This window comes from Arthrobacter sp. MDT2-34-1, assembly GCF_059091365.1.
On record NZ_JBNHGO010000001.1, the window covers coordinates 1,262,280 to 1,288,460 of the forward strand.

The following is a 26,181-nucleotide window of genomic DNA, read 5'->3' on the forward strand; positions in this document are numbered from 1 at the left end:
CCTCGGTTCAGCGGGTGGGCACGCTGCGGACAATGGCGGCCGAGTGTGCGGGCAGCATCAGCCGGCCGACTGCTGCGGCCTCCGCGGACCCGGTCCCGCCGGCTGTGCCGGCGATGTCCCCGGCTGCGAGCGCAACGCCGTCCCCGGACGCAGACCCTGTTGTGCCGCCGTTGTCCCCGGCGGCGAGCGTGGCGCCGTCGTCGGTGGCCAGGACCAGTGTGCCCGGCCCGACAGGCAGCCGCCGCGGCTCGGTGGAGAAGTTGCAGCAGACCGCGAAGGAGCCGCGCCGCAGGATCAGCCAGCCCTCCTCCGCATGGGACTCCACCGACGCGGACGCAAAGTCCGGTTCCGTCAGCTCCGGATGCTGCTTCCGGAGGGCGATCAGCCGGGTGTAGAGCTCGAGGAGCCGGGCATGGTCGCCCGTGCCGGGCTCGGCCCAGTCCAGTTTCGAGTTGTGGAACGTCGCCGGGTCCTGCGGATCGGGCACTACCGCGGGATCCCAGCCCATCCGCTCGAATTCCTTGAGCCTGCCGGCGGAGGTCGCCTCGCCGAGCTCCGGTTCGGGATGGGAGGTGAAGAATTGCCACGGGGTGGACGCCGCAAACTCCTCGCCCATGAACACCATCGGCGTAAACGGAGACATCAGGTTCAGCACGGCGGCCAGTGCCAGCTGCCCGTAGCCGAGGGTGCCGGTGAGCCGGTCTCCGGCGGCACGGTTGCCGATCTGGTCGTGGTTCTGGGTGCAGACCACCAGTTGCCGGGCGGTCACCCGGTCCTTGTCGATCGGCCGGCCGTGGTGCCGTTCCCGGAACGAGGAATAGCCGCCGTCGTGGAAGAAGCCGTCCCGCAGCACCTTTTCCAGCGCCCCCAGTCCGGCAAAGTCGGCGTAGTAGCCGCTGGTTTCGCCGGTGAGGTTCACGTGCACGGCGTGGTGGAAGTCATCGCTCCACTGGCCGGCCAGGCCATAGCCGTTCACCTGCCGGGACTCGATCAGCCGCGGATTGTTGAGGTCCGACTCGGCGATCAGGAACAACGGCTTATCCAGCTCGGCGGCACACTCGTCCGTCGCCGCCGCGATCTCCTCGAGGATGTGCACGGCGCGCTCGTCCCGCAGCGCGTGCACCGCATCCAGCCGCAGGCCGTCCACGTGGTAGTCGCGGAACCACATCAGCACGTTGTCGATGATGAAGCGGCGGACCTCGTCCGATCCGGGTCCGTCCAGGTTCACGGACTCGCCCCAGGTGTTGGCGCTGCCGCTGCTCAGGTACGGCCCGAACCGCGGCAGGTAGTTTCCGCTGGGGCCCAGGTGGTTGTAAACCACGTCCTGGATGACGCCGATTCCCTTGGCGTGCGCGGCGTCCACGAACCGCTGGTAGGCGGCCGGCCCACCGTAGCTCTCCTGCACCGCGTACCAGAGCACTCCGTCGTAGCCCCAGTTGTGGGTGCCGTTGAACGCGTTGACCGGCAGCAGTTCCACATAATCCACCCCGAGCCCGGCCAGGTAGTCGAGCTTGGCCGCGGCGGAATCCAGCGTCCCCTCGGAGGTGAACGTGCCGATGTGCAGTTCATAGATCACCCCGCCCAGCCCCGGCGACACCCAGTCCTGGTCCTGCCAGGCGTGGGCCCCGGCATCGAAGGTCCGCGACATCCCGTGCACCCCGTCCGGCTGGCGGCGCGAGCGTGGATCCGGCAGCACCGCGTCCCCGCCGTCCAGCAGATAGCCGTAGTCGCTTTCCCCCTCGGGCGCGGCCGCGGGGTCTGCCAGACGCCACCAGCCGGCGTCGTCCGGGCCCTGCATCGGCAGCCGTGCGGCGCCGGCCTGCAGTTCAACCCTTCCGGCACGCGGGGCCCACACCGCGAAGTCCCGGCTCATGACGTCTCCTCCTGTTCGCGCACCAGCAGCGCCACCGGCAATTCCGTCAGCAGGCCGGCCAACGGCAGGACGCCGTCGCCGGCATGGCTCCGCCCGCTCAGCACATCGCGGTATCGTCCGGCGGGCAGGACGACGGCAGTGTCCCGCCACCCGCCGTCGCGCTGCAGCCGCACCGGGAGCCTGGTGGCCAGCGTGATGGCGCCGCCGCGGTCGAAGCCGAAGGCGTGGCCGGCCGCCGCGCCCCGGACCGGGACGACCTCGTAGCCGGTGAACAGCTCGGGCCGGTCGCGGCGCAGCCGAAGTGCCCGGGCGACCACCAGCAGCTTGGCTGCCGCGCCGTCTTCCACCGACGGCGTCCCGTCCCGGTCCAGGTTGTCCAGCGCCCGGCGGCGGGCGGTGAAATCCACCGGCCGGCGGTTGTCCGGGTCCACCAGCGAATGGTCCCAGAACTCGGTGCCTTGGTAGACGTCGGGCACTCCGGGCATGGTCAGCTGGATGAGCTTGGCCGAGAGGGAGTTGCTCCGGCCGAAGGGCTTGATCCTCTCCGCCAGGTTGACCAGCAGCCGGTTCACCTCCGGGTTGTCGAAGGCCGCGTCCACGGCGGCGTGGAGTTGTTTTTCGAAGTCATGGTCGGGGTCGATCCACGAGGTGCTGTTGCCCGCTTCCCGGGCGGCCTTCTCCGCGTAGGCGTGGGCCCGTGCCCGACTGAACGGCCATGCGCCCAGCGCCGCCTGCCAGAGCAGGTCCGCGAACGGCAGGTCCCCGAAGGGTGCCAGCCGGTCCAGCTCGGCCAGCCAATCCGGCCACTGGTCCGCCAGTTCCGCGAGCACCGAGATGCGGGCCCGGGTGTCCTCGCTGCGCTTCGTGTCGTGGGTGGACAGCGCGGTCATGGCGAGCGGCTGTTCCTGCTGCCGGCGGATCAACCGGGTGTGGAGCTCGAACGGCTCCACCGCGAAGATCGACGGGTCCGCCCCCACCTCGTTCAGGGAGGTCAGGCGGGTGTAGCGGTAGAACGCGGTGTCTTCCACTCCCTTGGCCATCACCATGCCGGAGGTCTGCTGGAACCGCACCGCGAGTTCGGTGAGCACTCCCTGCGGATTCAGCAGCGGCAGCAGGGTGGTGACGGCGTCGGCCAGGTCGGGACGGCGGACCTGGGCGGCGATTCCGGCTTCCTCGAGGTACTGCGCGCCGACCGGGAGGTAGCTCCGGTACACCGGGAAGCAGCTGAGCAGTTCCGCGATCGCATCGGCCGCCGTCTCGAAGTCCAGGCCGGCGCCGGCCGGAACCAGCCGGGCCAGGCGCAGCACCTCGGAGCGCAGGATACCGTCGGCAATGCCCCGCTTGGTGTCGTGGATCATGTGCTGGTAGGGCTGGACGGGGGCGGCGTCGGTGAGGCGTTCCCGCCCGTCGGGATCGACCAGCAGCCGGTCCACGTCCGCCAGCGCGTCGTACCCGGTGGTGCCCGCGCAGGCCCAGTCGGCCGGCAGCTCCTCCCCCGGCTCCAGGATCTTCTCGACCAGGACGTAGGCGCCGCCGGTCAGCTCGTGCAGCCGCTGCAGATAGCCCTTCGGATCTGCCAGCCCGTCGGGATGGTCCACGCGCAGCCCGTCGACCAGGCCCTCGTCGAACCAGCGCTTGATCTCGGCGTGGGATTCGTCGAAGACCCACGGCACCTCCACCCGGACCCCGGCCAGGGAGTTGACGCCGAAGAACCGGCGGTAATTGAGTTCGGCATCGGCCCGCCGCCAGTTCACCAGCTGGTAGTGCTGGCGCTCATGGACTTCGCGGGCGGTAGCGCCGTCGTCGCCGGTCCCCTCGGCGAGGGGAAAGCGGTGGTCGTAGTAGCGCAGCTCGCCGTCCGCCAGCTCCAACGCCTCGAGTTCCGCGTCGCCGTCGCCCAGCACGGGCAGCCGGAGCTTGCCGCCGCCGGCATCCCAGTCGATGTCGAACGCTTCCGCATAGCGGGAGCCGCGGCCCTCCGACAGCAGCGACCACCACCAGCGGTTGTTGGCCGGGGTGGCCACGCCCATGTGGTTCGGCACGATATCCACCAGGAGGCCCATCCCGTTCTTCCGGGCGGCGGCGGAGAGCGTCCGCAGCCCGTCGATCCCGCCCCGGGCCGGATCCACCGCGCTGAAGTCGACAACGTCGTAGCCGTGGTCGGACCCCGGCTCTGCGGTCAGCAGGGGCGACAGGTACACCCAGTCGACGCCGAGCCGGTGCAGGTAGGGCAGCAGCTCGGCGGCGTCATGAAGCGTGAACGATTCCCTGATCTGCAGGCGGTAGGTCGAAGCCGGGGCCCTCATCCTTTCGCCTGCCCCGTCTCGCTCCCGGCGCCCTGCTGCCCGGGTTCCCCGTCCGGCTCGGCCGCGGCCGGCTCGGCCCCGGCCGTCCGCTCCGCCTCGGCCATCGCGGCAACGGAGGCGGCGACCGAGTGGTCGGGCTCTTCCTCCGGCGCCGTGTGGGCCTTGAGGACCACCGTGGACTTGGCGGCGACCGGCACCTTCGTTCCGGCCGTCAGCGGGCCGGGCAGTTGGTCGCCGCCGGCCGTGTCGATGATGATGTCCCAGGCCGCCGAGTACTCCCGCGGCGGCAGCACGAACGGCACGTCGTCGTCGGCGGCGTTGAAGTACACCAGGAAGTGCTCGTCCGTAATCCGCTGCCCGCGGTCGTCGCGCCCGCGGATGCCCTGGCCGTTGAGGAAGACGCCGATGCAGCGGCCGAGGGCCTCGTCCCAGTCCTCGGGCTCCATCGGTGTTCCCTCCGTGGTCAGCCAGACGACGTCGCTCAACGGTTCGCCCTGGCCCCGGCGGACCGGCTTCCCGTCGAAGAACGTGCGCCGCCGGAAGGTCGGGTGTTCGGCCCTTAATCGGTTGACGGTGGCCACGAACTCGAGCAGCGGCTGGTCCACGTTGTTCCAGTCCACCCAGGACAATTCCGAGTCATGGCAGTACACGTTGTTGTTGCCCTGCTGCGTGCGTCCCAACTCATCCCCGTGCGCGATCATCGGCACGCCTTGGCTCAGCAGCAGGGTGGCCAGGAAGTTCCGCTGCTGGCGGGCGCGCAGGGTGAGGACCGCCGGGTCGTCGGAGGGCCCCTCTACCCCGCAGTTCCACGAACGGTTGTGCGATTCGCCGTCGTTATTGTCTTCGCCGTTGGCCTCATTGTGTTTCTCGTTGTAGGACACCAGGTCCCGCAGCGTGAATCCGTCGTGGGCGGTGACGAAATTGATGGAGGCAACCGGGCGCCGCCCAGTGGCCTCGTACAGGTCCGAAGAGCCGGTGATGCGGGAGGCGAATTCGCCCAGCGTGGAGGGCTCGCCCCGCCAGAAATCGCGGACCGTGTCCCGGTACAGGCCGTTCCACTCGGTCCACAGCGGCGGGAAGTTGCCCACCTGGTAGCCGCCCGGGCCGATGTCCCACGGTTCGGCGATGAGTTTGGTTTGGGACACGATCGGATCCTGCTGCACCATTTCGAAGAAGGTCGACAGCCGGTCCACGTCGTAGAACTCGCGGGCCAGGGTGGAGGCCAGGTCGAAGCGGAAGCCGTCCACGTGCATTTCCGATGCCCAATAGCGCAGCGAGTCCATCAGCAGCTGCAGCGAATGGGGGTGGCGCACGTTCAGGGAATTTCCCGTGCCGGTGTAGTCCATGTAGTACTGCTGCTGGTCCTCGACCAGCCGGTAGTAGGCCGCGTTGTCGAGTCCGCGGAAGGACAGCGTCGGGCCCAGGTGGTTGCCCTCGGCCGTGTGGTTGTACACGACGTCGAGGATCACCTCGATGCCGGCCAGATGCAGTTCCCGGACCATTGCCTTGAACTCCTGCACCTGCTGCCCGGTGTCGCCGGAGGAACAATACGTGTTCTGCGGCGCGAAGAAGCCGATGGTGTTGTAGCCCCAGTAGTTGGACAGCCCCTTCTCCTGGAGCGTGCTGTCGTTGACGAACTGGTGGACCGGCATCAGCTCGATCGCGGTGACGCCCAGCTTCTGCAGGTGCCCGATGACCGCCGGATGCGCGATGCCGGCGTAGGTACCGCGCTGTTCTTCCGGGATTTCCGGATGCAGCTGGGTCAGGCCCTTCACGTGGGCCTCGTAGATCACCGAGCGGTGGTAGGGGGTGCGCGGCTTGCGGTCGCCGTCCCAGTCAAAGAACGGATTCACGACGACGCCGAGCATCATGTGCCCGGCAGAGTCCTCGTCGTTGCGGGAGTCCTCGTCCCCGAAGTTGTAGCCGAACAGTGGCTGGGCCCAGTCGATCTGGCCGCTGACGGCCTTCGCGTAGGGGTCCAGCAGCAGCTTGTTCACATTGCAGCGCTGCCCCTGGCCCGGGTCGTACGGCCCGTCCACCCGGAAGCCGTACTTCTGTCCCGGCTGGACTTGCGGAAGGTAGCAGTGCCAGACGTAGCCGTCGACGTCCTTGAGCTCGATCCTGGTCTCGGCCCCGTCGTCGTCGAACAGGCACAGGAAAACGGCCTCCGCTGCCTCGCTGAACACGGCGAAATTGGTGCCGTTGCCGTCATACGTGGCCCCCAGCGGATAGGCGTCTCCCGGCCAAACTTCCATGTGCAAACTCCTGATGATCGGTTGTGGTCCCTGTTCCCTTCATACCCCATGGTCCTGACAATGGATATCCCCCGGTTGTCCGCCCGGCGGGCCACCCGAGGCGGCGCGGCAGGCGTTTCCGGCCCGCTGCCCCGGCGCGCGTTGCGTTGAACACACGGGCGGCGGCACACCCTGGCGCCGGGCCCGGCCACGGCCACCCGCCGGCCCGTGTCACGCTCTCCGCACTGTCGGCATCACGGTTTCCGCCACTGTCGGCGGCACGAATGCGGGCGTATCGTTGAGCTACCATCAGGTTCTCGTGAGGCAGGGCTGGCCATGACTGGCAGCGGTTCCGGTTCCACAGGCGCCGTCTCCCGGCGCCACTTCACGACGGCGACCGCCCTCACCGTGCTCGGCGCGGCAGGCCTGTTGGGCGGCAGCCTCTCCCGCGCGGCCACGGCCCCCGGCGGTACGCTGGAGGTCAGCCTTGCGGCGGCGGTCATTAACCGGGTCTACCGCATTACCGCCCGTGAACGGGCGCGGGTCACGGACGCGCCCAAGCACGAGTTCCGGGGCTTCTGGCTCTCGACCGTGCTGAACATCGATTGGCCGTCGCGCCCCGGCCTGTCGGCGGCCGTTCAGCAGGCCGAACTGCGCAGCTGGCTGGACCTTGCCCGCAGCCGAAACCTCAACGCCGTGCTGCTGCAGGTCCGTCCCGCAGCAGACGTCTTTTGGCCGTCGACGGCGGGAGAGCCGTGGTCCCGCTACCTGACCGGCACCCAGGGGCGGAATCCCGGGTACGATCCGCTGGCCTACGCGATCGGCCAGGCGCATGCCCGCAACCTGCATTTGCATGCCTGGTTCAACCCGTTCCGTGTGTCCATGACGGCGGACCCGGCGGACCTGATTTCTTGGCATCCGGCGCGGAAAAACCCGGGCTGGAGCTTCGCCTACGGCGGCCGGCGCTATTACAACCCCGGCATCCCCGCCGTCCGCAGCTTCATCATCAAGGTGATCACCGAAGTCGTTGCCAAGTACGACGTGGACGGCGTCCACCTCGACGACTACTTCTATCCCTACCCGGTCGCCGGGCAAACCATCCCGGACTCCGCTGCCTACAATGCCTACCGGTTGGCCGGCGAGAGCGTGGCGGATTTCCGGCGGCGCAGCGTCAATGCTTTCGTCCGCGACCTCAGCGCCGCGATCTTCGCGGCCAAACCGCGGATGCTGTTCGGCATCAGCCCCTTCGGCATCTGGCGCAACCGATCGACCGACAGCCTGGGCTCCGCCACCTCCGGCCTGCAGAGCTACGACGCCACGTACGCCGACTCCCGGCTCTGGGTCAAACAAGGCTGGCTGGACTACGTGGTCCCGCAGCTGTACTGGCACCAGGGGAACCCGGCTGCCGATTACAACACCCTGGTCAACTGGTGGGCGGCCCAGGTGGGCGGCACGGTCTGCAAGCTCTACATCGGCGAGGCGGCCTACAAGGTGGGCGACCCCGCCCAGGGGGCCGACTGGCAGGACCCCCGCGAGCTCTACAACCACACGGCGAAATGCCGGGCCACGCCGGCGGTGCGCGGCCAGGTTTACTTCTCCGCCAAGTCCGTCCGGGCCAATCGGCTGGGCGGCATCGGCCTCGTCCAGGACAAGTTCTACCGGCGCGTGGCGATGACCCCGGTGATGTCCCACCTGGGCGCCCAGCGACCCTACTCGCCGCTGATCGTCAGCGCCCGGTGGAACGGAACCGGCGTCGAACTCGTCTGGCGGGGGGCGACGAGCGGGACGTTGCCGAGGCACTATGCCATCTACCGCTGGGAGTCCGACGGCGCCGCGGCGGCGTTCATTCCCTCGCAGGCGGGAGCCCTCCGGCGCGTGCACCGCCGCCGCGGCAATCCCGAAAGGTTCGTGGACACGGGCGCCGTCCGGGGACGAACGTACTGGTACGTTGTGGTCGGCATGAGCGACCTCATGGTCGAATCCGCGGCCGCATCCGCCATCTTCATCCGAGCCTGACGCCGGGACGAAGCCATGACGCCTGCCTCCCCATCAGACGGCGACCAGGGCCTCGTCCTGCTGGAGACTCTCGCCCGCCGGTTTGCGGATGACCCGCTGGTCGAACGCGGCACGATGTTGCGCAGTGACGGGCTGAGGGTGGCCGGAAAGATCTTCGCGTTCCTCGGCCACGGCGGCCGGCTGATCGTGAAGGTTCCGCGGCAGCGCGCGGAAGAGTTTGTTGCTTCCGGAGCGGCGGAACCGGTCACCATGGGACGTCGGACGATGAAGGAATGGGTGGCCTTCCCGGCGATCGCCGACGACGCGTCGGCTGCCGGCGACGCGTCGGCTGCCGGGCAACAGTGGCTCAGCGTCGTCGACGAGGCGTATGCGTACGTCAGAAGCCTGGGCGGCAGCTGAAGACGGGCGCCGTTACCCTGCCCCCTGCCCTGCGGGCTGGAACAGTTCCACCAGATTTCCAGCCGGGTCGGCGAGCAGTATCTGACGTCCGCCGGGACCGGCAACCACTTCGCTGCGGAACGACAGTCCCGCCCCGCGCAGCCGGTCGATCTCCGCGTCCAGGTCTTGCACGACCAGGTGGATGCGGTTGCGCCCGGCGGCCGCATAATCCGTTGGGGTCGCGCGCGCCCCCGAGCTTGCCGGCCCGGAGAGCAACAGCCGCAACGGCCCCCGCGTCACGTCGGCGAAGGCGGGCGAGCGCATGTTGACGGTGAAGCCGAAATGACCGGTGTAGAAGTTCACGGCCGCCCCGACGTCATCTACGAGGTAGCGGACGCTGGCGTACTGCTCCGATGCTGGCACGGCTCTTCCCCCTCAATGTGCGGCGAGCGGCGGGCGCCGGCTGTCAGGATACATCGCACGCTTTGCCCGGAACAGGGCCCGGCACCGGTCCGCCCGACGGCGATCGCGACGGCGGAGCAAGGGGGAACAGCGCAGCGGGCCGGAACGACAGCCCCGGCCTTCCGCCGATGCGCAAGGTTGGGGAACAATGGGCGGACCCTCCCCCGCCCTGCCCAATAGCCCAGGAGTCATCGTGGCACAGCTGCTGTATTCCGCAATCATGTCGCTGGACGGCTACATTGCCGACCGGGACGGCAACTTCGACTGGAGCGTTCCCGACGAGGAGGTGCATTCCTTCGTCAACGATCTGGAGGGACGGGTGGGCACCTATCTCTTCGGCCGGCGCATGTACGAGGTGATGGCCGTCTGGGAAACCGTGCCCGACGGCCCGGAGGTTTCCCCGGTCGAGCGGGCCTTCGCGGAGTCGTGGCTGCGGAAGGACAAGGTGGTCTATTCCCGGACCCTGCAGACGGTTTCAAGCGCCCGAACCCGGATCGAGCGGGAATTCGAGCCGGAGGCGGTGCGGCGCCTGAAGGCCTCGGCAGCGGCGGACCTGAGCATCAGCGGGCCCGACCTGGCCGGCCACGCCTTCGCGGCGGGACTGGTCGATGAATGCCTGTTTTTCGTCTCGCCGGTCGTGGTGGGCGGCGGGAAGCGCTTTCTGGCGGAGGACCTGAGAGTCGGGCTCGAGCTGCTGGACGAGCGCCGCTTCGGCAACGGCGTCGTGTACCTGCACTATCGGGTGGAACGTTAGCCCGGCCCCGACGCGCGCCCGGCTGCCGGCCGCTACTTCTCGGCGACCGCCATGGCAGTTGCCAGATCGCCGTCGTGGCTCATGGACAGGTGCCAGAACTTCACACCCCTGGCCGCGGACGCCGCGGCGACAGTGCCGGTGAATTCCGGGTAGGGGTCTCCCCCCGCGTCGACACAGATGGTGCAGTCCTGCCAGTTCATGCCGGCCGGAGCCCCCAGTGCCTTGGCGATCGCTTCCTTGGCGGCGAAGCGGGCGGCCAAGGACCGGGTGTTGAGCTCGCGTTCCGCGGGCGTAAACAGTCGCTCCAGCAAGGCCGGGGTGCGCTGCAACTGCCGGCGGAACCTGGAAACTTCCACCACGTCCACGCCGATGCCCACGATCATTCTTCGGCTCCCGCCCGAACCGACCACGGCGAGCGGGCGCACCGCGGAGCCAGGACCGGCTCCCCGGTGGAAATCAGGGTGCACCGCACGGGCGGCACGGACAGCAGCCGGACGCGGCGCCGGAGCGCCGCGTGGCGGGCGCGGACTGGACGTCTGGGAACGGAGCAGGCCCCGATCCTGTTGTACGGAGACCGGGGCGCCGCGAAGAGTAACCGGGTGGACATGCCTGCCAACTGCCTGCTACTCGACGGTGACGCTCTTGGCCAGGTTGCGCGGCTGGTCCACGTCGTAGCCCTTGGCCGTCGCCAGTGCCAAGGCGAAGATCTGCAGCGGGACCGTGGTGAGCAGCGGAGCCAGCAGCGTCGGCGTCTCGGGAACGTAGAAGACGAACTCGGCGAAGTCCTTGACGGAGACGTCGCCTTCCTCGGCGATGACAATGGTCTTGGCGCCTCGGGCGCGGATTTCCTGGATGTTCGAGACGACCTTGGCGTGCAGCGAGTTGCGGCCGCGCGGCGAAGGTACCACCACGAAGACCGGCTGGCCTTCCTCGATCAAAGCGATCGGCCCGTGCTTGAGCTCGCCTGCGGCGAAGCCTTCGGCGTGGATGTAGGCCAGCTCCTTAAGCTTCAGCGCGCCCTCCATGGCGACGGGGAAGCCGACGTGCCGGCCCAGGAACAGCACCGACTTGCTCTCGGCCATGAGCACGGCCAGGTCCTTGATGTCCTTGGCGTTGTCCAGCACGCTCTGGATCTTCGCCGGGATCTTGCCCAGGTCGGCCAGGATGTCCTTGATCTCGCCCTGGAACTTGTTCCCGCGCAGCTGCGCCAGGTAGAGGCCCAGCAGGTAGGCTGCGGTGATCTGCGCCAGGAAGGCCTTGGTCGAGGCGACGGCGATCTCGGGTCCGGCGTGGGTGTACAGCACGGCGTCGGCCTCGCGCGGGATGGTCGAACCGTTGGTGTTGCAGATGGCGAGGACCTTGGCCCCCTGCTCCTTGGCATACCGGACGGCCATCAGGGTGTCCATCGTCTCTCCGGACTGAGAGATGGCCACAATCAGGGTGTTGGCGTCCACGATCGGGTCCCGGTACCGGAACTCGTGCGAGAGTTCGACCTCCACCGGGATGCGGCACCAGTGCTCGATCGCGTACTTCGCCACCTGGCCGGCATAGGCCGAGGTGCCGCAGGCCAGCACGATGATCTTGTTGGCGGTCTTGAGCAGCTCCGGGTCGATCCGCAGCTCGTCCAGGGTCAGCCTGCCGTGCAGGTCCGAGCGGCCCAGCAAGGTCTGGCCGACCGCCTCGGGCTGGTCGTTGATTTCCTTCTCCATGAAGGACGGGTAGCCACCCTTCTCCGCGGCGGCGGCATCCCAGTTCACCTCGAATTCGGTGCCCTGGGCGGCGTTGCCGAAGAAGTCGGTGATCTCGAAGGAGTCGGGGGTGATGGTCACGATCTGGTCCTGCTCCAGCTCCACGGCGCGGCGGGTGAAGTCGATGAAGCCGGAGACGTCGGAGCCCAGGAAGTTCTCGCCCTCGCCCAGTCCGACTACGAGCGGCGAGTTACGGCGTGCGGCCACGACGACGTCGGGCTGGTCCTGGTGGATGGCCAGCAGGGTGAAGGCGCCCTCCAGCCGCTGGCAGGCGAGCTGCATGGCCTTGGCCAGGGTCGCGGTGGCGGGATCCTCCGCAACCAGAGACCGGTAGAGGTCTCCGAGCAGCACCGCGGCCACCTCGGTGTCCGTTTCCGAGCGGAACGTGTGGCCCTTGGCCAGCATGGAGGCACGGATCTCGGCGAAGTTCTCAATGATGCCATTGTGGATCACGGCGAGCTTGTCGCCGTCGGCCAGGTGCGGGTGCGCGTTTTCGTCGGTGGGGCCGCCGTGCGTGGCCCAGCGCGTGTGGCCGATGCCGGTCAGCGACTCGGGCAGCGGGGCGGACTCGAGCTCGTCCAGCAGATTGCTCAGCTTGCCCGACTTCTTCCGCGCCTCGATCCCGGAGCTGGAGATGACTGCCACTCCCGCGGAATCGTAACCGCGGTATTCCAGGCGGCGAAGGCCCTCGAGAACGACGTCCAGGGCGCTGTGATCAGCAGCGCTGACTCCGGCCCCGCCGTCGCGGCGGCCAACATAACCTACGATTCCACACATGGGATTAAGGGTACCTGCCCGCGGGACCGTCACCGACAGAGGGTTCCGCACGCCATCCCGGCGGCCGCTGCGAAGGCGGGACGGGGCAATCCGCCGCGCCGCAGCGGGGCGCCTTTTGGGATTTGAATCCCGCAGCAGGCACAATTCATAGGTGACTGATGCGACACCGAAGACGACGGCGTCCAACGGTGAGAGTAACTTCACACCATTCGTGGAGCTGGACCGGCAGACCTGGTCCCGGTTGTCCAACGAGATTGAACAGCCCCTGGACCAGGACGATATCGAGCGGCTCCGGGGCCTGGGCGATGCCCTGAACCTGGACGAGGTCCGCGAGGTCTACCTGCCGCTCTCCCGGCTGCTCAACCTGTATGTGGGCGCGGCCGGCGAGCTGCACAAGGCCACCACCACCTTCCTGGGCGAAACCAGCCGCCGCACACCGTTCGTGATCGGCGTGGCCGGATCGGTCGCCGTCGGGAAATCCACCACGGCCCGCGTGCTGCGCGAGATGCTGCGGCGCTGGCCGGACACCCCGAACGTGGAGCTGGTCACCACCGACGGTTTCCTCTACCCCAACGCCGAACTGGCGCGGCGCGGGCTGATGGAACGCAAGGGCTTCCCCGAGTCCTACGACCAGCGGGCGCTGCTGCGGTTCGTGTCCGAGGTGAAGTCCGGGGCAGAGGAAGTGCATGCGCCCTGGTATTCGCACCTGACCTACGACATCGTGCCGGACAAGGAAGTGGTGGTCCACCGTCCGGATGTGTTGATCGTGGAGGGCCTGAACGTCCTGGCTCCGGCGCGCCCGCGGGCGGACGGACGCACCGGGCTGGCGCTCAGCGATTTCTTCGACTTCTCCATTTATGTGGATGCCAAGACGTCCTATATTGAGCAGTGGTACGTCAACCGTTTCCACAAACTGCGGCGGACGTCCTTTACGGATCCGGAATCCTATTTCCACCGCTACGCCTCGCTCACGGACGAGGAGGCCACCGAGACGGCCCTGGGCATCTGGCGGCGGATCAACGAACCGAACCTGAGGGAGAACGTGCTGCCGACACGCGGGCGGGCACAGCTGGTGCTCACCAAGGACGCGGACCACTCGATCCGCAGAATGCTGCTGCGGAAAACCTGACATGGCCGTTCTGAGGGCGCCGGTGCTCGCAGCCGGCCTGGCCGCCGCGCTGGCCCTGCTCACCGGTTGCGCCCCGGCGGGGGAAACCGCTCCGCCTCCCGCCGCGTCCGCCGGCACGGCGACGGCCGCACCGACTGCACCGGCACCGACCCCGGCCGAGGAAACCACGTCCCTTCCGGTCCCCGAACAAAGCCCGAAGGCTCCGAAGAAAGACGGCGACGCCACCGGCGGCGGCCGGAAGGACGGCGGAAGCAAGGGCGGGGCCTCGGACGGCGGCCAGAAGGACGGCGCGGGGGGCGGCAAGAAGGACGGCGCCGCGGCCGCCGGGGAGGACCACACAGATCCGGCGAGCATCGCCGTCGTCGTCAACAAGGCCCGTCCGCTCGATCCCTTGGACTACTACCCCGGAGACCTGCGCCAGCCGGCGGTGGCCCTGGGCGCGGGCGGGGAATCGGCGCTGCTGCGGGACGCTGTGGCAACTGCCACCGAGGACATGTTCAACGCGGCCGCCGCCGACGGCGCGTTCATGATCATGATCAGCGGGTTCCGGTCCTACGCGACGCAGGCCAGCACCTACAACCACTGGGTCCGGCAACACGGCAGCGAGGCCGCCGCGGACATGATTTCGGCGCGGCCCGGTTATTCGGAGCACCAAACCGGGCTGTCCCTGGACATCGGCGACGCCACCGGGGTCTGCAACCTGCAGCAGTGTTTCGCCGACACGGCGGCGGGCAACTGGGCGGCACACAACGCCGCCCGCTTCGGATTCATCATCCGCTACCGGCCCGGCGCCGAGGCCATGACCGGTTATTCGCCGGAACCCTGGCACCTGCGCTACGTGGGAAAGAAAGTGGCCGCGGACATGGCCAAACGGGGCATCGAGACGCTCGAGGAGTACTTCGGGTTACCCGGAGCCGCCCGCTATTCGTGAGCGGGCGCAGCCACCCATCCTGCGGCGGCCTCATCCCGGGGCGGCCTCCGTCCCTGCCCCCGCGCCCCCAGGTCCCTGCCCCGAGGCGCTACATTGGCCACATGATAAACGGATTCAAAGAGTTCATCATGAAGGGCAACGTCATTGACCTTGCCGTGGCCGTGATCATCGGCGGGGCCTTCGGGAGCGTGGTCAACGCCTTGGTCAACAGCGTGCTGATGCCGTTCATCGCCGGGTTGGTCGGCTCGCCTAATTTCGACAGTTTCCTGCTCTGGAACTTCAACGGGAACAACGTCGCGTTCGGCGTCCTGCTGACCGCCATCGTGAACTTTTTGCTCATCGCCTCGGCGATCTACTTCGTCATCGTGGCACCGATGAACCACATGATCGAGCGGCGCAACCGCCGCCTGGGGATCAACAAGGAAGAAGAGGCCGTCGACCCTCAGGTCGCGCTGCTCACCGAAATTCGGGACGCACTGCAGGCACGCAACCAGGCGTAAGGGCGACGTCCGGAAGCGGGCCGCTACCGCCGCTGCCGGCCGTTCGGGCAGCGCCGCCGGGAGGGCCTGACGTTTCCGCCGGCCCGGCGTACGCTATGAGCATCACCATCGGGAGCCTGCTGGAGGGAACTCCCGACACCATCGCGCAAGAATCAGGTGAACCTCCATGCGACCCCTCCTCCCCCTTTCCCTGGCGGCACGATGTGCCGCCGCCCTGCTGACCGCCGTCGCCCTGATGCTGACGGGGCTGCCGGCTTCCGCCGGCCACGTTGTCGCCGGCACCCACGGCTCGTCACCGGAGTGTACGGACCGAATCATCGACCTGCCGGACGCGACGTCCGCGGAGGGCATCGCCGCCGGCCGTGGCAGCACCTTCTACGCCGGCGACCTGCTGGCGGGCGATATCTTCCGTGGCGACGTACGGCGGGGCACCGCCGAGAAGTTCATCGACGCACCGGACGGCCGGTTCGCCGTCGGCATGGCTGCCGACACGCGGCGGAACCTGCTCTTCGTGGCCGGCGGACCTACCGGCAAGGCCTATGTTTACAACACCCGGACCGCGGAACCTGTGGCCGAGTTCCAGTTGAACGACCCCGCCGGCTCCTTCATCAACGACGTAACCCTTGGCCGGGGCGGCGCCTGGTTTACGAACTCGCGCGAAGGCGAGCTGTACTTCGTGCCGATCGGCCACCGCGGGCAGCTGGGCAGCCCGCGGACATTGCAACTGAGCGGCCCTGCCGCGGAAACCCCCGCGGCGTTCAACCTGAACGGCATAGTGGCGGCCGACCACGGGCGGCAGCTGATTGTGGCCCACTCGGCCAACGCTGCGCTATACACCGTGAACCCGGAAACCGGTGCCAGCGCCGAAATCTCCGGCGTCAGCGTCCCCAACGTCGACGGGTTGGTGCTGAAGGGCCGCTGGCTTTGGGCGGTCCAAAACATGGACAACCAGATCAGCGTGATCAGGCTGGACCGCCGGATTGACTCCGGGGAGGTCCGGTCCGTGATCACCAGTGACGCTTTCCAGACCCCGACCACCGCCGCGCTGTTCGGCCGCCGACTCGCCGTCGTGAACGCGAAGTTCGACACCGGGAACCCGCCGACGGCGGACAGCTACGAGGTGGTGCTGGTGAAGGCCCGGCGCTGATGGCTGCCCCGCACGCGGTCCTTGGGTCCCGGCAGGTCCGCCGGCCGCCGGACCGGCTTCCCGCCCGCCCAGTCTGCGGCGGCGCCCCTACTCGGCGGCGGCCGCCTCCAGCGACAGGTGCGCCTTCACGGTCCGGGCCAGCTCCTCGGCGGTTGCCTGGGCGGTTTCCATGTCAGCGGCTTCGACCATCACGCGCACGACCGGCTCGGTGCCGGAGGGGCGCAGCAGCACCCGTCCGGTCCCACCCAGCGCGGCGGACGCGGCAGCCACGGCCTGCTGGAGGGGCTGGTTGGTTTCGACCCCGGACTTGTCCACGTCCTTGACATTGATCAGGACCTGGGGAAGCCGGACCATCCGCTGCGACAGCTCCGAGAGGGGCTTGCCGGACTTGGCCACCTGTGCGGCCAACTGCAGCCCGGTCAGGACGCCGTCGCCGGTGGTCGCGTACTCCGAGAAGATCACGTGCCCGGACTGTTCGCCACCCAGCGAGTAGCCGTGCGCGCGCATGCATTCCAGCACGTACCGGTCGCCCACGGCGGTTTCCTGGATGCGGATGCCGGCATCCTGCAGGGCCAGCTTCATGCCGAGGTTGCTCATGACCGTGGCAACCAGGACATCGTCCTTGAGCCGGCCGGCGTCGCGCAGGGCCAGCGCCAGGATAGTCATGATCTGGTCGCCGTCCACAACGTTGCCGCGCTCGTCCACAGCCAGGCAGCGGTCGGCGTCGCCGTCGTGGGCAATGCCCAGGTCAGCGCCGTGCTCGACGACGGCGGCCTGCAGCTTCTCCAGGTGAGTGGACCCCACGCCGTCGTTGATGTTCAGCCCGTCCGGCTCGGCACCCATCACCACAATGTCCGCACCGGCGGCGCGGAACACCTCCGGCGAGCAGCCGCTGGCCGCGCCGTGCGCGCAGTCGAGAACCACCTTCAGGCCCTCCAGGCGGGAAGGCAGGGTCTGCAGCAGGTGCAGGATGTAGCGGTCTTCGGCGTCTGCAAAACGCTGGATACGTCCGATCTCTGCGCCCGTGGGCCGGACGCGCGGCTGCGCCATCTCCTGCTCGATCGCGTCCTCGACCTCGTCCGGCAGCTTGTGCCCGCCGCGGGCGAAAAACTTGATGCCGTTATCCGGGGCCGGATTGTGCGAGGCGGAAATCATCACGCCAAAGTCGGCCGCCAGGTCCCCCACCAGGTAAGCGGCCGCAGGGGTGGGCAGCACCCCGGCGTCGTAGACATCGACGCCCGCACTGGCGAGGCCGGCCTCCACGGCGGCGCTGATGAACTCGCCGCTGGCGCGCGGGTCGCGGGCGATCACCGCCGTCGGGCGCTTGCCGTCTTCAACTTGCCGGTGGCCAAGGACCACTGCGGCCGCCTGCGCGACCTCGAGCGCCAGCTCTGCAGTGATCAATCCGTTGGCCAGTCCGCGGACTCCGTCGGTACCAAATAATCTAGACATCGCGACCTATTTTACGGCAGCGCACCAAGGAGCCGGTTCACCTCCCGCCGGCGGCCGCGTGCTGCGCCCTGTTTTGGCTTCTGACCCCGCCGCAAGCGGCCTTACACCCCGGCCCGCCCCCTCGCTATGGCCGCTTAAACACACGCGAGGCCCCGCAGCCATGCTGCGGGACCTCGCGTGGAAGCAAAAGCTTCGGAAGCGGTTTAGCGCTTCGAGTACTGCGGCGCCTTGCGGGCCTTCTTGAGGCCAGCCTTCTTGCGCTCGATGATGCGTGCGTCGCGGGTGAGGAAACCGGCCTTCTTCAGGGTCGGGCGGTTGTTCTCGCGGTCGATCTCGTTCAGCGCACGGGCAACGCCCAGGCGCAGCGCACCGGCCTGGCCGGAGGGGCCGCCGCCGTGGATGCGGGCGATGACGTCGTACGCGCCTTCCAGATCCAGGATCTTGAACGGATCGTTCACTTCCTGCTGGTGCAGCTTGTTCGGGAAGTAGTTCGCCAGCTCACGGCCGTTGATGGTCCAGTTGCCGGCACCCGGAACCAGACGTACGCGGGCGATAGCCTGCTTGCGGCGACCCACGGCGCCTCCGCCTACGGTGAGGGCGGGGCGTTCCTTCTTGGCGGTCTCGGTGACCTCGGATGATTCCGAGGTGTAGCTGGTGAGGGTTTCGCCCTCAGCAGCGGTGTTCAGCTCTTCAGCCACGATGCTCCTTGAATTAAGTTTCTAGTGGTGGCCGGCGCTACTGGGCGACCTGGGTGATTTCGAAGGTCTTCGGCTGCTGGGCAGCGTGCGGGTGCTCGGCACCCGTGTAGACCTTCAGCTTGGACAGCTGCTGGGCAGCCAGGGAGTTCTTCGGCAGCATGCCCCTGATGGCCTTCTCAACTGCACGAACCGGGTTCTTCTCCAGCAGTTCGGCGTAGTTGACGGAGGACAGGCCACCCGGGAACCCGGAGTGGCGGTAGGCACGCTTCTGTTCGAGCTTGGCGCCGGTCAGGGCGACCTTCTCAGCGTTGATGATGATGACGAAATCGCCCATGTCCATGTGAGGAGCAAAGGTCGGCTTGTGCTTTCCGCGCAGCAGTGTTGCGGTCTGGCTGGCAAGACGACCCAGGACGACGTCGGTGGCGTCAATGACGTGCCACTGGCGGTTGATATCGCCGGGCTTCGGAGTGTACGTACGCACGGTTTTTGCCTTCGTTTGGTGTTCTAAGGTAGCGGCGCATTCTTCACAGAACACACGCGCAAAGTTGGTGATGCGCTACCGGAACTTCAGGTGAGGACTGAAATGTAACCAGTGGCCCAGAAAGTCTCGGCTATTTCCGTGGACCAGGTTGGCCCTGCAACTGGGCCGCCACACGGACATAGCGTATCGAGGTTGGACACGCACAACGACTACCAAGGTTATCCTGCCGTGCCGGGTTAGGTCAAAAAGGCCACAACAGCACGACGACGCCGGTGCCTGGCCGGTGCCCCTGGCCCCGCCCGTGAACGGGTAGCTGCCGGCACCGGTGGGGCTGCCGGCGAGCGGATCAGCTGCCGGGGATGCCGGGGCCGCTGCTGCCGGGAAGGTTCAGTCCCAGCAGGGCCTTGATGCGTTCCTCGGCCTCCGGGCCGCTCTGGGCGGCCGCCATATTGGCCTCGCTGACCGCCTGGACCACCTCATCACGCTGGATCTTCACGCCGCGCGGGGCCTCGATGCCCAGGCGGACGCCGTCGCGGCGGGCGTCCAGCACGGTGATGACAATATCGTCACCGATCAGGATCCGCTCTCCGGGTTTTCGCGTCAGCACCAGCACGCGTCAACTCTATCGCAGCTGAACTTGGCGCCTGGGCAGGCCCGCTCGACCCGCCGCGGCAGTCAGAGCCAGGCGGTCTCGGACGGCGCGCCGTCCACCCAACCCACCGGCACCCCCAGGGTGTTCACGGTCTTGGGCGAGCCGGTGTGCCTCGTTCCGGTGACCGCCAGGCCGTCGGGAACCACCACCCGCTGCACGGCCTGCACCCAGCGGTCGGTGTCTTCGACCTTTCGCCGGGCGTCCACCGCCAGCCAGATCTGGTCCGCCCCCAGTGCCGGAAGCAGCGCGAGCATCTCCACAGGCGGCGTGAGCGCCTGGCCCAGGCCAAAGGCCACGAACACGCTCTGTCCCCGCTCCACGCCCCGGGCACGGGCACCGATCGCACTGTTCCGGTCCTGCACCGGTCGCCGGACATCGGCGGCATGCGCACCGGCCATCTTCACCATGTTGCCGCCGCCCGATATCCAGTCGGCGGCCTCCGAGGGCGCACCGTTGACAGCCGGGGCCGCGGCAGCCATGGAGTTGGCAGCCTCCAAGGCAATATCCCCCTGGCCGATTACCAGCACCAGGTCCCCCGGCCCGTAGAGCGGCACCGGAACGGCCGGCCGGCGGGCCCTTTCGGCGGCGGCGGGTTGTGCCTCCGCTGCCGGCGGCAGCCCATCCTCCAAGACGGCGCCAACGACGACGCCGGCGCCCGCGCCGGAGCCCGCGTCGCCGCCGGTGAGAGCCGAGCGCCGGGCAGCCGGTTCGGTGGCAGCCCCGCCCGACTGCCCGGCCTGCCCGGCCTCATCGTCCTGCCCCGCCTGCCCGGCCCGCTCCGCCACGAACGCCCCGGCCTCAGTGGCTCGGGCCGCCGCGCGCCGACCCGTCCCGGCCGTCGGGTTGGCGGGTCCGGCGGCCTCCCGGGAGGCGTCAGCTTGGGCTGCTGCGTGCAGCGCCGAAGCCGCCGGGGTTGCGGCTGCGACTTCCCCGACGGCCGCTGCCCAGGCGGAGCCTTCCGCAACGGGGACTGCCGTGGCGGGGGCTTCCAGGGCCCCTGCCCCGGCCCCGGGTCCCGGCGCGGTTGCGCCGCCGGAATCTGCTGCAGCGTCCTTCGGGGGCTTTGGGTCGTTCCGCCGCCGCCCCCAGCCGGGCCTTGCCGCCGCGGCTCCGGGGCGCTCCGCCTGCCCGGCAGCCTCCGGCGGCGGTTCCTCCAGTCGGGCGCCCTTGGGCAGGCGGGTGGGCCGCGCCGTGTTGAGGGTCAGGTTGTCCATGATGACCGCGAACTGGTCGGTGTGGGTGGAGACGTGCAGTTCCGGCGCCTTGCCGTGCAGCCTGGATTCGGTGCGCTCGGCGTCGGCCAGCAGCGCCGCGATTCCGGCGCGGGCCTTCTGGTCCAGGGCATGCTGGCCGCGCACGGCCGAGGCCGGCAGTTCCACCGTGACTTCGTAGTGCTCGCGGGCGAAGAAGCCGCGGATGCCGCCGACCGTGACCTTCTCGGCCGCGACAATCTTCGCGTCGGGTCCGTGGTCGGCCAGGACCTTGGCCTTGAGTTCCTGGAGGGAAGCGCCCTTAAGCTGCAGCCGTCTGGCCGACACGTACTACCCCCACGGTCTCGATCTTCACGCTGGCGGAGGTGACCTCCTGATAGGACAGTACCGGAAGTCCCCCGGCCTGCGCCGAGACGAGCCGCCGGATGGCCGGGCGCAGCGCGGGCGCGCACACGAGCACCGCGGTGAGGCCGTTGGCTTCCACTTTCTCCAGCGCATCCCGCAGCGAGGCCAGCACGGCTTCGGTCCGCTCGACCGAGAGCAGGATCTGAGTGCCGTGCTCGGACGGGCGCATGCCCTCCAGCATGGACTGCTCCAGCGTGGGATCGATCATGATCACCCGCAGCAACTGCCCGTCCAGGTACTGCGCGGTCAGGGCCGGGCCCAGCGCCTGCCGGGCCGCCTCCACCAGCCCCTCCGGGTCGGTGGACGACTTGGCCTTCAGCGCCAGCGCCTCGTAGATGCGTGGCAGGTCGTTGATCGGGATTTGCTCCGCCAGCAGCCCCTGCAGCACGCGCTGCACCTCGGCCAGCGACAGCAGCGACGGGGTGAGTTCGTCCACCGCGGACGGGTTCACCGACTTCACACCCTCGGTCAGCACGCGCACGTCCTCACGGGTCAGCAGCCGGGCGGCGTTGGCGGAGATCAACGAGGACAGGTGGGTGACCAGCACGGAGACCCGGTCGATCACGGTGGCTCCCGCCATCTCCGCGCTGTGCCGCATCTCCGCCGGGACCCACTTGCCGGCCAACCCGAACACCGGCTCCACCGTGGCGATGCCCGGCAGCGATTCCAGGTTGTCCCCCAGCGCCAACACCTTGCCGGCCGGGGCCTCGCCGCGGCCGGCCTCCACGCCGGCAATCCGGATCACATAGGTGGACATCGGCAGGTCGATGCTGTCGCGGGTGCGCACCGGCGGCACCACGACGCCCAGTTCCATGGCTATCTTCCGGCGCAGCGCACGCACCCGCGCCAGCAGGTCGTCGGAGGCGCCGGAGACCAAATCCACCAGGTCCGGGGCCAGCTGGATCTCCAGCGCGTGCACCCGCATCTGTTCAATCAGGTCCTCGGTAGTCTCCGAAGCGGGAGCCGCCTGACCCGCCTCGGCGGCGGCGGCGTCTTCGTCCTTGGCCTTGGCCGCCTCGGTGGCCTTGAGCCGCTGCGCCATGAAGATCAGGAACGCGCCCACCAGGATGAACGGGATCTTGGGCATGCCCGGGATCAGGGCCAGCAGAATGGCCGCGCCGCCGGCGATCATCAGCGCCTGCCGGGACTGGGTCAGCTGGTCGGAGGCGTCGGAACCCATTTCGGAGTCGGCATTCGAACGCGTCACGACCATGCCGGTGGACACGGCCATCAGCAGCGCCGGGATCTGCGTGACCAGGCCGTCGCCGATGGTCAGCAGGGTGTAGGTGCTGACCGCGTCGCCGATTTCCATGCCGCGCTGCAGCATGCCGATGGCGATGCCGCCGACGATGTTGATGATGATAATGATGATGCCGGCGATCGCGTCGCCCTTGACGAACTTCGACGCGCCGTCCATCGCGCCGTAGAAGTCGGCTTCGGCGGATACCGCGGCACGGCGTTCCCGGGCCTGCACGTCGGTGATCAGCCCGGCGTTCAGGTCGGCGTCGATCGCCATCTGCTTGCCCGGCATCGCGTCCAGCGTGAAGCGCGCCCCCACCTCGGCCACGCGCTCGGCGCCCTTGGTGACCACCACGAACTGGATGACCACCAGGATCAGGAACACCACCGCGCCGATGATGATCGAGCCGCCCACGGCCACGTGGCCGAAGGCCTCGATCACCTGCCCGGCATAGCCGTCGCCCAGCACCAGCCGGGTAGACGCCACGTTCAGGCCCAGCCGGAACAGCGTGGCCACCAGCAGCAGCGACGGGAACACGGAGAAGTCCAGCGGCTTCTTCACAAACATCGTGGTCAGCAGGATCACCAGCGCCAGCAGGATGTTCACGATGATCAGCACGTCCAGCAGTCCAGCCGGAATCGGCACCACCAGCAGCAGGACGATGCCCACCACGCCGATCGGGACGGCGAGCTTGGAGAGGTTGCGGTTCATCAGTCACCTCCGGGTGACGGTAGGGACAAGGCTCGGCGGCCCTGCCGGGTTGAAGCGTGGGCGGCAGCGTCGGCGTCGGTCATGGCCGGCTCCGCCATAGTGTGGACGCCTGCGGCTGTACTGGCTGAGGTGCCGCGGGCCTTCAGGCTCATGACGAAGGCCAGCACGCGGGCCACGGCGTTGTAGAGCTCCAGGGGGATTTCCTGGCCGATCTCGCAGGCGCCGTGCAGCGCCCGGGCCAGCGGGACATCGCGCACCACCGGCACGCGGGTGGTTTCGGCTTCCTCGCGGATGCGGGCGGCAATGTTGCCCGCCCCCTTGGCCACCACGCGCGGCGCCGACTTTCCCGGTTCGTACTTCAGCGCCACCGCGTAGTGGGTCGGGTTGACCAGCACGACGTCGGAGCCTCCCACCGCGGCGATCATGCGGTTGCGGCTCATCGCCAACTGCCGCGAGCGCCGCTGCGACTTGATCAGCGGATCGCCCTCGGAGCTCTTGTTCTCGTCGCGGACTTCCTTCTTGGTCATCCGGGTTTTCTTGCGGTTGCGCCGGATCACGACCATCACGTCCAGCGCGGCCAGCACCAGGCCGGCGATGATCGCGGTCTGCAGCAGCCCGGCGGTGCCGCCGCCCGCAGCCTCGAGCAGCGATCCGACCGAGAGCCCGCCGGCGGTCATCAGCACCGGGACCAGCCCCTGGATCACAAAGTACAGGGCCAGCCCCACCACCACGGTCTTCAGCAGCGCCTTGGCACCCTGCCAGAGCGCCTGCAGGCCGAACACCTTCTTCAGCCCGTTGACCAGGTTGAACTGCTGCGTCTCGGGTTTGAACTTCTTCCAGTGGATGCCGCCCTGCAGCGCCGCACCCGCGATGATCACGGCGACCACGGCCAGGAACATCGGCGTGAGCGTGTACATGATCGTGCCCAGGCCGTCCTCGAGCGCCTTGACCACCAGCCCCGGGTCCGGTGACTGGATCATCCGCGTGACGGTGAACATCTGGTCGGTGCCGGCCTGGGAGGCCCTGCCGATGGTCATCGGCAGCATCAACGCGGCCGCGCCCACGCCCAGCCACGCGGTGAGGTCCTGGGATTTGGAGAGCTGGCCCTTCTGCCGGACTTCCTTCATCCGCTTGGCGGTGGCTTGCTCTGTTCGTTCTTCGGAGGTGTCCTGCGACATCTAGCCCACCACCCCCGTCAGTGCCGTCACGGCCTGTCCTGCGAGCGAGGAGACAATCCGCGGCAGCGCCACGAACACCACGCCGGCCAGGGTCAGGGTCAGGAAGATCTTCAATGGGAAGCCCAGCGCAAACGCGTTCAGCGCCGGGGCCACCCGGGTGAGCAGGCCCAGGCCGGCGTCGGCCAGGAACAGCACCACCAGCAGGGGTCCGGCAATCTGCACCGCCGCCAGGAACATCTGCGTCACACCGGTGATGATCAGCTGCACCGGCTCGGCCAGGTCCACTCCCCCGCCCAGCGGCAGCGCGGTGAAACTGCGCGCGAGCCCGCCAATGATCAACTGGTAGCCGTCGGAGGCGAACAGCAGCGCCAGCGCGGCCATCTGGAACAGCCGGGTGAACTGCGCGCCGTTGACCATCGACTGCGGGTCGAACGCCTGCGCCATGGAGAAGCCGCCGAACAGGTCGATCAACGTGCCCGCCGACTGCACCGCGGAGAACACCACCAGCACGAGGAACCCCAGCAGGGCGCCCACCAGGATCTCCAGCACCAGCGCGCCGAAGAATCCCGCCGTGCTCATCGGCTCGTACCCGTTGGCCACCCGCGGGGACACCGCCAGGGCCAGTCCGACGCCGAGCATCGCCTTGATGCGGGCCGGGATGGCTCCGTAGGAGAACGGCGGGGCAATCAGCAGGAAAGCCACCATGCGGACACCTGCCAGCATGGTGGCCTCAATCCACGCCTGGTCGAGCGGGATGTTCATTATCCGCCGCCGAGCAGGCCGGGGATTTTCTCGAACATCTCCTGCGTGAAGGAAACCATCTCGGAAATCATCCAGTGTCCGCAGATCAGCAGCGCCACGGCCACGGCCACGGCCTTGGGCACGAAGGACAGCGTGATTTCCTGGATCTGTGTCATGGACTGGACCAGGGAGACGGCGAAGCCCACCACCAGCGCGGTGACCAGCACCGGGGCGGAGAGTTTGGCGGCGACCAGCAGGCCCTGCAGGCCGATGTCGAGGACGGCGTTTGTATCCACGGCTAGGTACCGTAACTTCCGACCAGGGCGGTGATGATCAAGCCCCAGCCATCCACCAGCACGAACAGCAGGATCTTGAACGGCAGCGAAATCATCACCGGCGGGAGCATCATCATGCCCATGGACATCAGCGCCGAGGCCACCACCAGGTCGATCACGAGGAACGGCACGAAGATGACGAACCCGATGATGAACGCGGCGCGCAACTCGGAAATCATGAACGCCGGGATCAGGGTCTGCAGCGGCACGGCCTCGGGATTCTCCGGGTTGGGCAGGTCGGCCGCCCGCATCATCAGCGCCAGGTCTTCTTCGCGCGTGTGCGCCAGCATGAAGTTCTGCAGCGGAGCGGCGGCGGCGCCCACCGCATCCGTGAAGTCCGTGGTCCCTTCCATGTACGGCTGGACGCCCAGCTCGTTCACCTGGGTCAGCACCGGCCACATGATGAACAGCGACAGGAACAGTGCCAGCCCGGCCAGCACCTGGTTCGGCGGGATGGAGGGCAGGGACAGCGCGTTTCGGGTCATCGCCAGCACCACGAAGATCTTGGTGAAGGACGTCATCATCAGCAGCAGCGCGGGGGCCACCGACAGCAGCGTGATGCCCAGCAGCGTGATGACGGCGGACGACGGCGTGCCGTTGGGCCCGTTGATCTCCACCGAGAACCCGCCGTCGCCGTCCGGCGAGCCCGGTTCCACGGGGGCCAGCGGGTCAACGGGGGGAACCGGGGCGACCGGCGACGCGAAGGCCGACGGCGCGCTCAGGATGGCGGCGGCGACGGCAAAGGCCACTGCCAGCAGTAATGCCAGCAATGCTGCGGTGGCCAGACGGGGCCAGCGGCCCGCCGTCAAGGCCATGATGCCG

The 26,181-nt window shown here is 68.5% G+C and carries 23 protein-coding genes; 7 read left to right on the plus strand and 16 right to left on the minus strand.

Annotated features, from left to right (window positions below):
* Positions 1-7: 7 nt before the first annotated feature.
* From treZ to glgX, 3 genes are read right to left on the minus strand one after another with little or no spacing between them, the layout of a single operon-like run.
* Positions 8-1,873 (minus strand): malto-oligosyltrehalose trehalohydrolase, encoded by a 1,866-nt coding sequence (gene treZ, locus AC5RVV_RS05745; protein ID WP_494000418.1) that lies wholly within the window; start codon positions 1,871-1,873, stop codon positions 8-10.
* Positions 1,870-4,179, minus strand: coding sequence for a malto-oligosyltrehalose synthase (gene treY / locus AC5RVV_RS05750; RefSeq protein ID WP_494000419.1), 2,310 nt, complete (start codon positions 4,177-4,179; stop codon positions 1,870-1,872). Before treY ends, treZ begins: the two co-directional genes overlap by 4 nt.
* A complete protein-coding gene (gene glgX, locus AC5RVV_RS05755; protein ID WP_494000420.1) occupies positions 4,176-6,434 on the minus strand; it encodes a glycogen debranching protein GlgX in 2,259 nt (752 codons plus the stop codon). Before glgX ends, treY begins: the two co-directional genes overlap by 4 nt.
* A gap of 315 nt (positions 6,435-6,749) precedes the next feature.
* Here glgX and AC5RVV_RS05760 point away from each other — a divergent pair, with 315 nt between their 5' ends.
* Positions 6,750-8,429: a glycoside hydrolase family 10-like protein gene (locus tag AC5RVV_RS05760; RefSeq protein WP_494000421.1), complete on the plus strand. Its 1,680-nt coding sequence runs from the start codon at positions 6,750-6,752 to the stop codon at positions 8,427-8,429.
* Between the two features lie 15 nt (positions 8,430-8,444).
* Complete coding sequence (locus tag AC5RVV_RS05765) at positions 8,445-8,828, plus strand: hypothetical protein (RefSeq protein WP_494000422.1); 384 nt, start codon at positions 8,445-8,447, stop codon at positions 8,826-8,828.
* Between the two features lie 12 nt (positions 8,829-8,840).
* On the opposite strand, the gene AC5RVV_RS05770 is transcribed toward AC5RVV_RS05765, so the two are convergent.
* The gene (locus AC5RVV_RS05770; protein ID WP_494000423.1) at positions 8,841-9,230 is read right to left on the minus strand and encodes a VOC family protein; all 390 of its coding nucleotides are present in this window, start codon (positions 9,228-9,230) and stop codon (positions 8,841-8,843) included.
* A 232-nt stretch (positions 9,231-9,462) separates the two neighbouring features.
* Here AC5RVV_RS05770 and AC5RVV_RS05775 point away from each other — a divergent pair, with 232 nt between their 5' ends.
* Positions 9,463-10,023 (plus strand): dihydrofolate reductase family protein, encoded by a 561-nt coding sequence (locus AC5RVV_RS05775; protein ID WP_494000424.1) that lies wholly within the window; start codon positions 9,463-9,465, stop codon positions 10,021-10,023.
* Between the two features lie 32 nt (positions 10,024-10,055).
* Here the strand turns inward: AC5RVV_RS05775 and AC5RVV_RS05780 are convergent, their stop codons facing one another.
* A complete protein-coding gene (locus tag AC5RVV_RS05780) occupies positions 10,056-10,406 on the minus strand; it encodes a holo-ACP synthase (RefSeq protein WP_494000425.1) in 351 nt (116 codons plus the stop codon).
* Between the two features lie 240 nt (positions 10,407-10,646).
* The gene (gene glmS / locus AC5RVV_RS05785; protein WP_494000426.1) at positions 10,647-12,548 is read right to left on the minus strand and encodes a glutamine--fructose-6-phosphate transaminase (isomerizing); all 1,902 of its coding nucleotides are present in this window, start codon (positions 12,546-12,548) and stop codon (positions 10,647-10,649) included.
* 151 nt (positions 12,549-12,699) lie between these two features.
* Between glmS and coaA the strand changes: the two genes are divergently transcribed.
* From coaA to AC5RVV_RS05805, 4 genes are all read left to right on the plus strand, one after another.
* The gene (coaA, locus tag AC5RVV_RS05790; RefSeq protein WP_494000427.1) at positions 12,700-13,677 is read left to right on the plus strand and encodes a type I pantothenate kinase; all 978 of its coding nucleotides are present in this window, start codon (positions 12,700-12,702) and stop codon (positions 13,675-13,677) included.
* A gap of 1 nt (position 13,678) precedes the next feature.
* The gene (locus AC5RVV_RS05795) at positions 13,679-14,608 is read left to right on the plus strand and encodes a M15 family metallopeptidase (protein WP_494000428.1); all 930 of its coding nucleotides are present in this window, start codon (positions 13,679-13,681) and stop codon (positions 14,606-14,608) included.
* Between the two features lie 101 nt (positions 14,609-14,709).
* Positions 14,710-15,108 carry a large conductance mechanosensitive channel protein MscL gene (gene mscL / locus AC5RVV_RS05800; protein WP_494000429.1) on the plus strand — a complete coding sequence of 133 codons (399 nt, stop codon included), beginning with the start codon at positions 14,710-14,712 and terminating at the stop codon, positions 15,106-15,108.
* A 166-nt stretch (positions 15,109-15,274) separates the two neighbouring features.
* A complete protein-coding gene (locus tag AC5RVV_RS05805; RefSeq protein WP_494000430.1) occupies positions 15,275-16,255 on the plus strand; it encodes an SMP-30/gluconolactonase/LRE family protein in 981 nt (326 codons plus the stop codon).
* An 87-nt stretch (positions 16,256-16,342) separates the two neighbouring features.
* Here AC5RVV_RS05805 and glmM read toward each other — a convergent pair whose 3' ends face one another.
* From glmM to fliP, 10 genes are all read right to left on the minus strand, one after another.
* Positions 16,343-17,707 carry a phosphoglucosamine mutase gene (glmM, locus tag AC5RVV_RS05810; RefSeq protein ID WP_494000431.1) on the minus strand — a complete coding sequence of 455 codons (1,365 nt, stop codon included), beginning with the start codon at positions 17,705-17,707 and terminating at the stop codon, positions 16,343-16,345.
* Positions 17,708-17,910: 203 nt separating this feature from the next.
* Positions 17,911-18,405 carry a 30S ribosomal protein S9 gene (gene rpsI, locus AC5RVV_RS05815; protein ID WP_493979144.1) on the minus strand — a complete coding sequence of 165 codons (495 nt, stop codon included), beginning with the start codon at positions 18,403-18,405 and terminating at the stop codon, positions 17,911-17,913.
* A gap of 37 nt (positions 18,406-18,442) precedes the next feature.
* Entirely contained in the window at positions 18,443-18,886 is a 444-nt protein-coding gene (gene rplM / locus AC5RVV_RS05820) for a 50S ribosomal protein L13 (protein ID WP_493979145.1), read from the minus strand.
* Between the two features lie 346 nt (positions 18,887-19,232).
* Positions 19,233-19,499: a carbon storage regulator CsrA gene (gene csrA, locus AC5RVV_RS05825; protein ID WP_494000432.1), complete on the minus strand. Its 267-nt coding sequence runs from the start codon at positions 19,497-19,499 to the stop codon at positions 19,233-19,235.
* 62 nt (positions 19,500-19,561) lie between these two features.
* The gene (locus tag AC5RVV_RS05830; protein WP_494000433.1) at positions 19,562-21,076 is read right to left on the minus strand and encodes a hypothetical protein; all 1,515 of its coding nucleotides are present in this window, start codon (positions 21,074-21,076) and stop codon (positions 19,562-19,564) included.
* Positions 21,051-23,105: a flagellar biosynthesis protein FlhA gene (gene flhA / locus AC5RVV_RS05835; protein ID WP_494000434.1), complete on the minus strand. Its 2,055-nt coding sequence runs from the start codon at positions 23,103-23,105 to the stop codon at positions 21,051-21,053. The genes AC5RVV_RS05830 and flhA overlap by 26 nt, the downstream gene beginning before the upstream one ends.
* Entirely contained in the window at positions 23,105-24,283 is a 1,179-nt protein-coding gene (locus tag AC5RVV_RS05840; RefSeq protein ID WP_494000435.1) for an EscU/YscU/HrcU family type III secretion system export apparatus switch protein, read from the minus strand. The genes flhA and AC5RVV_RS05840 overlap by 1 nt, the downstream gene beginning before the upstream one ends.
* Positions 24,284-25,045 carry a flagellar biosynthetic protein FliR gene (locus AC5RVV_RS05845; RefSeq protein WP_494000436.1) on the minus strand — a complete coding sequence of 254 codons (762 nt, stop codon included), beginning with the start codon at positions 25,043-25,045 and terminating at the stop codon, positions 24,284-24,286.
* Entirely contained in the window at positions 25,045-25,320 is a 276-nt protein-coding gene (gene fliQ, locus AC5RVV_RS05850; protein ID WP_494000437.1) for a flagellar biosynthesis protein FliQ, read from the minus strand. Before fliQ ends, AC5RVV_RS05845 begins: the two co-directional genes overlap by 1 nt.
* 2 nt (positions 25,321-25,322) lie before the next feature.
* Positions 25,323-26,174, minus strand: a complete 852-nt coding sequence (gene fliP, locus AC5RVV_RS05855; protein WP_494000438.1) for a flagellar type III secretion system pore protein FliP — start codon at positions 26,172-26,174, stop codon at positions 25,323-25,325.
* Positions 26,175-26,181: the final 7 nt, after the last annotated feature.

Bases quoted from the DNA above. Each gene is read 5' to 3' on its own strand.
- treZ (WP_494000418.1), bottom strand. From the start codon at position 1,873: ATGAGCCGGGACTTCGCGGTGTGGGCCCCGCGTGCCGGAAGGGTTGAA.
- treY (WP_494000419.1), bottom strand. From the start codon at position 4,179: ATGAGGGCCCCGGCTTCGACCTACCGCCTGCAGATCAGGGAATCGTTC.
- glgX (WP_494000420.1), bottom strand. From the start codon at position 6,434: ATGGAAGTTTGGCCGGGAGACGCCTATCCGCTGGGGGCCACGTATGAC.
- AC5RVV_RS05760 (WP_494000421.1), top strand. From the start codon at position 6,750: ATGACTGGCAGCGGTTCCGGTTCCACAGGCGCCGTCTCCCGGCGCCAC.
- AC5RVV_RS05765 (WP_494000422.1), top strand. From the start codon at position 8,445: ATGACGCCTGCCTCCCCATCAGACGGCGACCAGGGCCTCGTCCTGCTG.
- AC5RVV_RS05780 (WP_494000425.1), bottom strand. From the start codon at position 10,406: ATGATCGTGGGCATCGGCGTGGACGTGGTGGAAGTTTCCAGGTTCCGC.
- glmS (WP_494000426.1), bottom strand. From the start codon at position 12,548: ATGTGTGGAATCGTAGGTTATGTTGGCCGCCGCGACGGCGGGGCCGGA.
- AC5RVV_RS05795 (WP_494000428.1), top strand. From the start codon at position 13,679: ATGGCCGTTCTGAGGGCGCCGGTGCTCGCAGCCGGCCTGGCCGCCGCG.
- mscL (WP_494000429.1), top strand. From the start codon at position 14,710: ATGATAAACGGATTCAAAGAGTTCATCATGAAGGGCAACGTCATTGAC.
- AC5RVV_RS05805 (WP_494000430.1), top strand. From the start codon at position 15,275: ATGCGACCCCTCCTCCCCCTTTCCCTGGCGGCACGATGTGCCGCCGCC.
- glmM (WP_494000431.1), bottom strand. From the start codon at position 17,707: ATGTCTAGATTATTTGGTACCGACGGAGTCCGCGGACTGGCCAACGGA.
- flhA (WP_494000434.1), bottom strand. From the start codon at position 23,105: ATGAACCGCAACCTCTCCAAGCTCGCCGTCCCGATCGGCGTGGTGGGC.
- AC5RVV_RS05840 (WP_494000435.1), bottom strand. From the start codon at position 24,283: ATGTCGCAGGACACCTCCGAAGAACGAACAGAGCAAGCCACCGCCAAG.
- AC5RVV_RS05845 (WP_494000436.1), bottom strand. From the start codon at position 25,045: ATGAACATCCCGCTCGACCAGGCGTGGATTGAGGCCACCATGCTGGCA.
- fliP (WP_494000438.1), bottom strand. From the start codon at position 26,174: ATGGCCTTGACGGCGGGCCGCTGGCCCCGTCTGGCCACCGCAGCATTG.